Source organism: Bacillus sp. AFS037270, from assembly GCF_002585305.1.
The window spans coordinates 1-10,582 of sequence record NZ_NUNF01000083.1; the positions used below are offsets into that span (position 1 = coordinate 1).

Annotated in this window: 9 protein-coding genes; all 9 read right to left on the reverse strand. The window is 40.6% G+C overall.

Features of this window, described 5'->3' with window-relative positions; genetic code table 11:
- Window positions 1–169: 169 nt before the first annotated feature.
- Complete coding sequence (locus COD92_RS28465; protein ID WP_098527283.1) at window positions 170–1,909, reverse strand: aromatic amino acid hydroxylase; 1,740 nt, start codon at window positions 1,907–1,909, stop codon at window positions 170–172.
- 46 nt (window positions 1,910–1,955) lie between these two features.
- Window positions 1,956–2,465: an RNA polymerase sigma factor gene (locus COD92_RS28470; protein WP_255295305.1), complete on the reverse strand. Its 510-nt coding sequence runs from the start codon at window positions 2,463–2,465 to the stop codon at window positions 1,956–1,958.
- 89 nt (window positions 2,466–2,554) lie between these two features.
- Window positions 2,555–3,889 carry a polysaccharide biosynthesis protein gene (locus COD92_RS28475; RefSeq protein ID WP_098527285.1) on the reverse strand — a complete coding sequence of 445 codons (1,335 nt, stop codon included), beginning with the start codon at window positions 3,887–3,889 and terminating at the stop codon, window positions 2,555–2,557.
- A 104-nt stretch (window positions 3,890–3,993) separates the two neighbouring features.
- Window positions 3,994–5,754, reverse strand: a complete 1,761-nt coding sequence (locus COD92_RS28480) for an FTR1 family iron permease (protein WP_098527286.1) — start codon at window positions 5,752–5,754, stop codon at window positions 3,994–3,996.
- A gap of 32 nt (window positions 5,755–5,786) precedes the next feature.
- Window positions 5,787–7,076 carry an iron uptake transporter deferrochelatase/peroxidase subunit gene (efeB, locus tag COD92_RS28485; protein WP_098527287.1) on the reverse strand — a complete coding sequence of 430 codons (1,290 nt, stop codon included), beginning with the start codon at window positions 7,074–7,076 and terminating at the stop codon, window positions 5,787–5,789.
- Window positions 7,077–7,925, reverse strand: a complete 849-nt coding sequence (gene efeO, locus COD92_RS28490) for an iron uptake system protein EfeO (RefSeq protein ID WP_098527288.1) — start codon at window positions 7,923–7,925, stop codon at window positions 7,077–7,079.
- Window positions 7,926–8,061: 136 nt separating this feature from the next.
- Window positions 8,062–8,694 carry a response regulator transcription factor gene (locus COD92_RS28495; protein WP_098527289.1) on the reverse strand — a complete coding sequence of 211 codons (633 nt, stop codon included), beginning with the start codon at window positions 8,692–8,694 and terminating at the stop codon, window positions 8,062–8,064.
- On the reverse strand, window positions 8,687–9,736 hold the full coding sequence (locus COD92_RS28500; protein ID WP_098527290.1) for a sensor histidine kinase: 1,050 nt from the start codon (window positions 9,734–9,736) through the stop codon (window positions 8,687–8,689). The genes COD92_RS28495 and COD92_RS28500 overlap by 8 nt, the downstream gene beginning before the upstream one ends.
- On the reverse strand, window positions 9,733–10,467 hold the full coding sequence (gene liaF / locus COD92_RS28505; RefSeq protein ID WP_098527291.1) for a cell wall-active antibiotics response protein LiaF: 735 nt from the start codon (window positions 10,465–10,467) through the stop codon (window positions 9,733–9,735). The genes COD92_RS28500 and liaF overlap by 4 nt, the downstream gene beginning before the upstream one ends.
- Window positions 10,468–10,582 lie beyond the last annotated feature (115 nt).

Here is a 10,582-nt window from a genome sequence, read left to right on the forward strand (position 1 = left end):
CATGCATAAGACGATCCGGCCGAAAGGTTGCTTTTTAACCTTTTGGACGGATTGGCTGTAGACCATCTAGGGGCTAGGCGCTGGAGCTAGACAATTCTCAAAGTCAAAAACTTTTATACTTTCTTATCTCAAAAAACAGGAGTTTGGCAAATGCCAAGCTCCTGTTTTTTTATATCTGTTCAATTAATGCTATGCCTCGGTCAATCATTTGTTTAACGGATGGATCCCAGTTCGTATTTTTCAGCTTACCCAAGATAACGCTTACATTTTGATGAATAGCCTGATTTATTTTATATAGCTCTAATATTTCAATCCGTAATAGCCATTCATTTGGATATTTTTGATCGAGAATGGCTAAAACCCGATCTACGTGCATTAAATTAGTTTGCTCCCACTGTCCCTCTCGTAAGTCTCGGATTTCTGCATACAGGTTTTCTAGTTCAGTCAAACATTGCTGTTCAACCTCTTCCATGCTTTCATCGCTTGTTGAAGGGGAATCATAATAATGGTTCGGGTCAGCTGCTCCCGCAAAAACCGACGTAACCCTTGCGCCGACAGCCATATCAAATATTCCCCATGAAGGTTCGAAAAGAACAATATTCTTGTACGTCACTTGACAATTACTAAAACTAATCAAAATCGGTTTCTCATGATAAAATAATATACTTTTAACAAGGCCTTCCACTGTTACCCCGCTTTGAAATTCTAATACGGCATAATTTCCCTCTTTAATACCTAAAGCTTGCAATTGCTTTGCGGTACAAGCTTCTATTACAATACCTCCTTTTAATTTACCGATTGGTGTTCCAAATCCTTTACGGTGTATATCGGTACCTTGATCCTTCAATTGTTTATAATCATAGGACAAAGCTGTAGGGCCTTTTGTTCTTACATAGATGGCCTTAGCATTTTCATCCTTTAAAATAGCGGTCAGCGTACCGGTAACCTGGATGCCTGACGATAAAACCATTGTAGCAACACTGTTCGATTCTAGTGCTTGATCTAGACTTTCCGTGCCGCCTTTACGAAAGGCCATAGTCGAGGCGAGTTGTTCAATCTTCTCCACTAAATCATCAAAGGACTTACATACAAATAATTGCGGCTGTGGTTTTGTAACATCATAAGGTGTATTGATACATTCTTCAACGGAGAAGGGAATTTTTTTCACATCTGTTTTAAGGCAGCTTTGACTTTCCCCTACCGAAGACAGTAATCCCGCTCCATAAATTTTAGGATTGTTCACATCTCCTATTAATCCGTACTCAACTGTCCACCAAAACAGCCTAGAAACTTTGTCAGCCTCAGACAAACCTTTGACCCTGCTCCGGGCTTCCACAACCTGCCGTTCAGCTTCTTGGACCTTCTCAGGAGTTGAATCAGGGTCCTCGGCAATAATCGTCAAATGGCGAACCGCTTTAAATACTTCTAATTTCTCTTTACTCGACAGTGCCTTAGCTCCCATTTCACCAATTTTCCTAACAAAGTCACGGTAAGTTTCATCCAATAATATTGGTGCATGCCCTGCTGCTTCATGGAGCATATCCGGTGCAGGCGTATAAGCAATATTTTGGATGTTCCGGATCTCCGTTGCAATCGGTAGAATCCCATTTGCTAAAAAACCGTAAAAAGCAGAGCCTGGAATTAAACCATCGATCGTAACGGCACCCCAGCCGATTTTTGCCAAACTCGTATTCATATCTTCTACCCTTGGGACCCGATCTGTCTTAATTCCCGAATCTCTTAATCCATTAACATACGCAGGATGGGCTATATCCTTTAAGAAATAATGGTTCTGTTTCATAACAAAGCGCCAAACGGCATGGTCGATTGGCGTGTAGCGTTGGTAGTATTGCGTTGATATATACGGCTGCAAATGCTTTGGAATCTGTGGTTTTTCTTTATCAGTCATTTGACCTTCCCCTTTTCCAACCTTATTTGATTAAGGACGGGAGCAATCAAGCTAGTGACTGCATTTTTGGACGTAGTCTCTCCTTCGCTCTTCTCATTCTCGTTTTCACTGTCGACATTGGAAGATTACTTTTTTTCGCAATCTCAAGCAAGGATAAATCTTGATAATAATATAGATAAATAGGATCGCGGTAAATCTCAGGCAATGTCCTCACCTTTTCAGCCATTTGTTCTCTAGAGTATTTATATAGAATCTCCTCTTCGGGAATGGAATGGGGTTCCACCAGGACTGAATAGGCATAAACCTCTTCTCTCCAAAAACGCTTAGACTTTTTTTCTTTCCGCCAGAAATCACGGCATTTATTAATCGCAATCATAAAAAGCCAGCTTTTATATTTTGATTGCTCCTTAATGGAAGGATATGCTAAGTAAGCTGAAAGTAATACCTCTTGAAAAAGGTCTTCCGCAAGTTCTTTCTGTCTCGTTAACGATAAAATATATTTAAATGTAGCCGCGCCATGTTCTTTCACTAGTTTCTCAAATGCAAGGTCGTTCATCCTAACCATCCATCCTTCCTTCAACAACATCTTCCATATAATAGACGGAAAGGAACTGCAACTCCCCTACACTTTCTGTAAAAATAGATTCACCTTTCAGTTGCTTCCGTAACGAGACCTTTCATAAAAATAGAAACTCCAATCTTCTTACAGATTGTTAAATAATGCATAAGGGCTAATAGGACAGCTCCAGTATTCATACCGATAATCACCCCGTTCATCTGCCAATCGTGGGAGGAGCCGAGCCAAAGAATCAAAGCAAATGAGATGATGGTCGACCAAATAATATGAAAAAATAATTCTTTTAACATATCAAGACCAATTAAGAATGCCTGCATTGGCATAATAAAGAAATGAAACAGGAAATACGGCCAAAGTAACTGCAGATATATAGCAGAGGTATCCGATTTAAAAAATAAAGATGTTAATTCTGGTGCAAAAAAGTAAAAAATGACCACCGCTGGAGTTCCGTACAAAAACGTAATCGTCATCACTTGCTGGAGCATTTTTTGTAAAGTTGCGAAATCTTTTTGAGAATTGGTCTTTGATACAGCCGGAATCAGCACAATCATTAAGGAGTGAGCAATAAAGGCCGGGAAAAATCCAATTGATGCTGCCACACCCATCAGCATTCCAAATTGTTCTACAGCGAGCGTACTGGATAATCCTGAGTAAACCAAGGCTCCCTTTATAACAAATGGTTGAACGGCATTCATGATAGCGGAGAACAGCCGCAGTCCTGTCGTTGGAATCGACACCGCAATTAAGTTTTTCCGTACCCCTTTTCGGTCCATATTGGAGAAAGGCTTCCTTTTCAGCTGTTGGAATTGAATGATAAATAAGTAAAACAGATATAAAAACACCACAACTTCACTGCCTATCAAGGCACAAATAGCAATTAATAAGGATGCCTCCGCATCAAATTCGAAAAAGCGAAACAAGATAAACAAACCTATAAGCTGGATAGACTTGCGAAGAAAGTTCGAGACCGCTATTTTCCCCATCTCCTGAACGCCCATAAAATAGCCTCTAGCTACGGATGTAAAGGAGATGACAGGGACTAATGCCAAGACAAGCCATCTTACATATGGGTGGTAAGCATTAAATACAGGGATAAATGGAATAAGCGCGGCGGCGGCTAAGAAAAGAATACATGTAAAAACGATCGTAATGGTCAAGGCATGATAGAGAATATTACGATGGTAGCGCTGATCCCGTTCCGCAATAAATTTCGAAATCGAGACCTGTAATTCAAAGCTGGATAATAAGACAAGTAAAAAAATCGAGGGAAGAATCGTCATATAAAGTCCTAACCCGTGTGACCCCAGCTCTCTAGCCAAAATCATATTGATCAGGACCTCAATCATTTCACCTAAAAAAGCAGAAGCAGCTAAAAAAAAGATACTTTTATAATAAATATTCAATTTACAAATCTCCCTTACTCTCATCTCTTTTAATAACTTATGAGACAAGTCCCTTGAATAGTAGGAGAAATTTTGCAAAAAGAAAAAGGGCTGTTGCCAGCCCTTTAAAGATTTGTTGATATTACTTGGTTACCATCACTTTTTTTAACTAAATAGGTTGTAATGAAAATAATTAACAATAGAAATACTTGTGGTAAAGTGGTTTCGTACGTTGGATAGAGTCCAAGCCAGTCAATAAATGGTAAGCGTTCCACCGTTGTGGTTGAAAGCACATCTGAAATCTGCAATGCATGAATACTGATTCCTAAAATTTTAAACGCTAAAAAGTAAATTAAGATTGTCGCCGTTCTAAAGAACAAGCGAATAGGAATTTTTACACTGTAATGAATGATGGCAAAGCCAGCAATGACTAACAACACAAGGGCCAAACAGATCCCCATCACGAGTTCCGCTAAACTTATATACGGGGTAATGCCGGTATAGAAAATAATCGTCTCTGCACCTTCCCGGAAAACTGAAAGAAAACTAATAAAGGCAAAGGACATAAGGCTTCCTTTTGCGATGGCTTGCTGCATTTGCTGATTAATATATTTATTCCAATTACCGATGCTTGACTTATTATGAAGCCAAGCCCCAACCGTCAACATCATGACGACAGCGACTACACCAGTAATCCCTTCAATATACTCCCGGCTTGACGCGGCAACAAATTTGGAAAAGACTATATTGATGATAACGGCGAGGATCGCACTTGCTAAGATACCAGCAACCACTCCGGACCAAATCCACTTTTGCTGTGCGGATTGCCCCATCTTTTTCAAAAAGGCAATGAGCGTTGCGACAACTAGTAAGCCTTCTAATCCCTCACGTAATAATATAAGGGCTGCATCCCATAATGAGTAACTTGTTTTACTTAATAGTGGAGCAAGCCGATCTTCTAAGTCCTTAACAATATCAGTGGCTTTATCGGCGTTTACATTCTCAGAATTTAATAGACTGATGGCAGTTGGTACCTTCGTCTCCATATCACTGTACAAACCGCTGTCTCTAGTTTGTACATCGCCTTCCACCATTGGCCAGATGGTCAAAATTTTATTTAATTGCTCACTCGCCCCTTGGTAGTCACTTTGAGAAATAGCTTTTTCAGAATCACTTAACAAAGTAGCTAAGTCATTCAAGGAATAATCTCCTTCTGCCTGTTTCGAAACTTTACCGGCAATAAAGTTATCTACTTCGCTTTTTAATTGATCCAAGTTTTGACTGGCTTTCTCTAAATCCGCAGGTTCCTGTGTAATCGCAATTCGAATGAGGGCTGTGTATTTTTCAATGTTTCCATATGCTGCAACACTCTCATCGTGAACAGCCTTCTCTGAAGCAGTCCACCCATTCATTAATTTTTGATATTGTAGATTTAATGAAGCTGTCTCTCCCTTTTCTATCGAGTCCTCCATAACAGTAATAAGCGGAAGTAACTGCTTAATCTGTTCTTTGGCTTTTTCTTTATCTTTGGGATTTTGTTCCTCATCATATTGGACAACTGCACTTGAAAGGGCCGAGAGACTCTTCGAGAGTGCCTCTTTATCGACGCTGTCTTTAGCTAGTAGACTTTGAACTTTTTTTAACTTTTGGTCCACCTTTTGGGCTTGTTCGCTGCCAGCTTTTTTAATGGACTGCCACTCGCTTGCAAACTGCTCCATGTTTTTGGCCACGACAGCCTGCTCGCCATCCTTTGCCTTCATTAAACTATCACCAATTAGCACAAAAAGTTCATCACTATTTTCTGCCGCCTTTACGGGAAGGCTCATTTGAAAAAAACTGATTAGTAGGATGAATACTAATAATGGCTTCCAATTTAAACGCTGCATAATCTTCTCTCTCCTCTGTAAAAGAAAAACCACTAGTTAAATAGTGTCTCTCCGATAAAACCTCCCTGTTTAGCGCCTGGTAAACATGCAAAGATGGCACTTCCACGGTGGGACGTATATTCATTTAATTTATCCATTTTAGCTAACCTGTTCTGAATCGGGATAAACTGCTTACTAGGTGTACGCTGGAAACCTAGGAACAAAAGACCTGCATCAAAGCTGCCTGTTTTCAAGTCCATCCCATCTGCATAGGAATAGGCACGGCGGAGAATCTGCTGCGTGCCATCTCCATGGGACAAGCGTACATGAGAATCGACAGGGATCACGTCCTCACCGGTTTCTTTCTTTTGAGTGAAATCAGGTTTATCAAATTCATTCTTTTGCCCTAACGGTGCACCACTGTCCCGGTATCGGCCAAAAGTGTTTTCTTGCTCCCTTAGATTGGTTCTATCCCAGACCTCAATAAACATTTGAATCCGGCGGACTACAAGGTAACTGCCATTAACAAGCCAATCCGGTCCATCACCCTGCTGAACCCAAATATGCTCATTCAACTGTTTTTTACTGTCAACATCAGGGTTTACCGTACCATCTTTGAAACCGAATAGATTTCGCGGTGTTTCCTTTTTAGGATCAGCCTGCTTAGTCCGCTGGAACCCAGTTTGCGCCCAGCGCAATGTTGCTTTCCCTCTGGCGATTCGAATAAGATTTCTGACCGCATGAAAGGCTACCTGCAAATCATCCGCGCAAGCTTGAATACAAAGATCTCCACCGGTCCATTCCTCTTCTAATGCATCAAGCGGGAAGGCGGGAAGATCGACCAATTCCTTGGGCTGCTTGTGTTTTAACCCAAATCGGTCTTGATTGTCTTTTATAAAAAGACTAGGACCGACCCCAAATGTAATCGTTAAGTTTGATGGCGATAGACCTGCCGCCTCCCCTGTATCATCCGGAGGTAAAAATTCATTGCTAGAAAGCTTGCCGACTGCCTTCCCCTCTGTCATTAAGGCAGAAGCCTTAGTCCATTCCTTAAATAGTTTAGACAAGTCTTCTCGTTTAGACGTCGTTACATCTAAGGAAACAAAATAAACATGATTTTGTGGTTTTGTCGTAATACCACTCTGATATTCACCATAAAAAGGAACAATCTCTTGATTCGACTCAGGGCCTGATGCCTTACTTTCCTTTAGCGAAAGAACACTGCCGAGACCAGATGCTCCTAGAATGACTCCGACACCGCCAATTCCGGCGGTTTTCAGAATGTCTCGTCTTGATACCTTTTTTTCAGCTAATGCATCTAAGTTGGTTTGATTGTTTGTCAATTAAGACGCCTCCGTAATAATACCTATTTGTGATAATGGTTCAGCTAGTGCATCAATGGCCTGGCTAAGTTCTTTTACCTGCGCTTCCGTCAATTCTGTATAAAGCTTGTAGCCATCACCATTTTTATGCTGGTTTAATAGACTATAAACATCATCAAAACGAGCCTGAATCTCTGTTGAAACGTCTTTGTCTTTTTTCTCTAGTGCTGGTTTAAGCAGCTGATAGATTTTCTCCGCTCCTTCAACGTTTGCCGCAAAGTCGTAGAGATCCGTATGGGAGTAGCGGTCCTCTTCACCGGTTACTTTTGAAGTAGAAACTTCATTTAAAAGGTCAACAGCTCCGGTAATTAATAAATCCGGCGTCACTTCCACTGTATCTGCTTTAGCACGTAACAGGTTTACATCTTTCATTAGCTGATCAGCCATTTGTTCATAACCTTTTGTCGTGTTTTCGATCCATAATCCTTTTTCAATCCGGTGATATCCGCCCCATTCTGCGTCGGGAACATCTCCTTCTCGTGCATCAATTTTAGGATCGAGGTCACCAAAGCTCTCGGCGATTGGCTCGGCGCGCTCATAATGCATCCGTGCTGGTCCATAAAGCTCCTTAGCTTTATCAATTTCACCGTTTTTAACAGCTGTAGTAAAAGCCTCTGTGGCTTTAACAAATTCTTCAATCTCGGAAATCGCATATTGTCGATATTCATCCGATACCCCTTTTAGCGATTCCGTTGATGTATTTTGAGTTTCCTTTGTTTTTTCTGTGGACGAAGCTTGATCCGAATTAGAACAGCCAAATAATAGACTGCTAGATAATAGAACAAGGCCAGATAATTTATATATTTTCATGTATGAATTTCCTCCAGATAGAATAATAGTGAGAATGATTTTCATTATTATAATAATAACAGTAAATGAGAACAATTTTCAATCATTTTTTTAAAAATTAAAAAACCTCCCAACATAAGTTAGGAGGTTTGGGTGTTTATTTGATTAATGAATGCTTAAATGCATAGATAACTGCTTGAGTGCGGTCCTGTACGTTTAGTTTGCTTAGTATATTACTGACATGAGTTTTAACTGTTTTCAGGGCGATAAATAACTCATCCGCTATATCCTGATTAGTTTTCCCCTCCGCCATCAACAGTAAAATTTCAAGTTCACGGCTGGTTAGTTCTTCGTGCGGCAGTTGAATATTTTTTTGACGCATTTTGACCATCATTTTCCCGGTGACTTCAGGCTCAAGAACCGATTGGCCATGATATGTAGCACGGACAGCATTGGCAATTTCACTGGCTTTTGACGTCTTCAGCATATAGCTCGTCGCCCCTGCTTCAAGTGCCGGATACACTTTTTCATCATCCAAAAAGCTGGTGACGATAATGACCTTTGCTTCGGGCCATTGCTCAATAATTTGCCGGGTTGCTTCGATTCCGTCCATTTCCTTCATCACCAAGTCCATTAAAATAATGTCAGGACGTAAAGCTAAGGCGAGTTCTACTCCCTTTTTTCCATTATCGGCTTCACCCACCACTTCAATATCCTCCTGCGCAGAAAGGTAAGAAGATACACCGATTCTAACCATTTCGTGGTCATCGACAAATACTACTCTAATCATTGATACCATCTCCATTAATCATCACCGGAACCTTTACTTCCAGCCTTGTTCCTTTATTTTTAACACTAACCACTTTTAATGTACCGCCTATTTCAACCGCACGTTCGTGCATGTTTTGCATACCATAGGAGCCAGCTTTCATTTCATTCACTTCAAAACCAATTCCATCGTCTACAATCCTAAGAATCACAAGGTCATCCCGCTTCACTAATAAAACCTCAAATTTGCTGGCTTTTGAGTGCCGGAGGGTATTGGAGACAGACTCCTGCAGGATGCGGAACAGATGATCTTCTACCCCTTTATCTAATGGAAAATCTTCAACTTTCCATTTAATATCCATTGTCACCTTTTGAGATAATTCGATTAACAGCTCCTCAATTCCTTCTTGCAGCGATTTATTCTTTAAGGCAGCTGGGCGTAAGTGTAACAGAAGGGCACGCATCTCTAACTGTGATTGGTGAATCATTTCTTCAACGAGTTTTAATTGTTTGGTTTCACGGTCATCTTCAGACTGGCCTTTTGTTTCATTAATTGCCGACATCATCATCGAAGCAGCAAATAATTGTTGGCTGACGGAGTCATGCAATTCCCTTGCAAGCCGATTCCGCTCCTGTTCAATGATCTGCTGAATTCTTTCTTCTTGACCCTCCACCTTTTCGGTAGCTAACCGCTGTGACAGCTTTGCCTGCTCAGACATTTGCCTGCCAACGTTCTCAATTCTTTTAGCAATGGCTTGGATTTCTGAAACTGAGGGCTTTTCTGGCACTTCGACTTGTCTTCCTTCCTCGAGCTGATGCAAAGAATGTTCGACTGAAAGTAATTGTTTACGCCAAAAAAGGCCTGAAACCCCGCCTAAAAATATTCCGATTGCAATACTAAAGACAGGAACAAAAATCACAATCGGAATATTCATGAATTGTCTTGACCATAATTCAGACCAGTTTCCCAATGGGAATACATAAATTAGAACCGCTCCAATGACTAACGCGATCAGAAAGCAGAACAGAATATGCCAGATCATTTGCCGCTGGGTTGAACTCATATCCGGCTCACCTCTAAATTCCCGACCACAAGCGAGGAAACAATTTTCACCTTGGTCTCAGAAGTTTCATAACCGGAAGTTTTCATGTGGAAAACTTGGTTGAATATTTTATCTCTGTCATTGCCAAATACTTTTGCTGATCCTACGACACCAGAATGGTGAATACTTACCTCCGTTTCGTATGGTACAAGGATATGGATATTTCCGATGATATTTCGGATAAAAATAACTGCTTCTCCCTTTGGCAGCATCGTATAGCTAAGATCAATAACGGTATCGCCAATTCCCGTCTGAATATTCACATCATCCCACTCGTATACACCTAAAGGCGTTTTTTGCTGTCCAACGAGAATATTACTAAACAATGGTTCCGAACTAATCAACGTTTCTTCTAATTGTGCTGGTTCAGAAGAAACAATGTCTGGCACTATTTTTTGGGGCTGTCTTTTCGTTTGAAAATATTGAATGAAAAAGTGCAATAATATGGCTAATAATAGAAACTTAAAGGTCATCATATTGACAATACTTAGAACAAAGAAGATGATCCCTACAATAAACAGGACTTTCCCTAATCTTTTACCCGCCTTTTTCCGGCCTAAATAGATCATCCCGCCTGCAATAAAAAGAGAGAATATCAGCCCTCTGTTAAAAAATAAAATCTCTAGGAGCAAGATTACAATCCCGATGATAACAAGCCAGCTAAGATAATCACTTTTTGTATTTTTAAACATTGGCCACCCTCCCCTTTATTGCAGTAGTTTTACAGGTAAAAGGCGCAGTTAAACTACGCCCTTTACGAATTCCCTTGCGCTTTTCTAATAGAATAGTCCAGCTCCAGCGCCTAGC

Bases quoted from the DNA above. Each gene is read 5' to 3' on its own strand.
- COD92_RS28465 (WP_098527283.1), bottom strand. From the start codon at position 1,909: ATGACTGATAAAGAAAAACCACAGATTCCAAAGCATTTGCAGCCGTAT.
- COD92_RS28480 (WP_098527286.1), bottom strand. From the start codon at position 5,754: ATGCAGCGTTTAAATTGGAAGCCATTATTAGTATTCATCCTACTAATC.
- COD92_RS28470 (WP_255295305.1), bottom strand. From the start codon at position 2,465: ATGAACGACCTTGCATTTGAGAAACTAGTGAAAGAACATGGCGCGGCT.
- COD92_RS28500 (WP_098527290.1), bottom strand. From the start codon at position 9,736: ATGAGTTCAACCCAGCGGCAAATGATCTGGCATATTCTGTTCTGCTTT.
- COD92_RS28495 (WP_098527289.1), bottom strand. From the start codon at position 8,694: ATGATTAGAGTAGTATTTGTCGATGACCACGAAATGGTTAGAATCGGT.
- efeO (WP_098527288.1), bottom strand. From the start codon at position 7,925: ATGAAAATATATAAATTATCTGGCCTTGTTCTATTATCTAGCAGTCTA.
- liaF (WP_098527291.1), bottom strand. From the start codon at position 10,467: ATGTTTAAAAATACAAAAAGTGATTATCTTAGCTGGCTTGTTATCATC.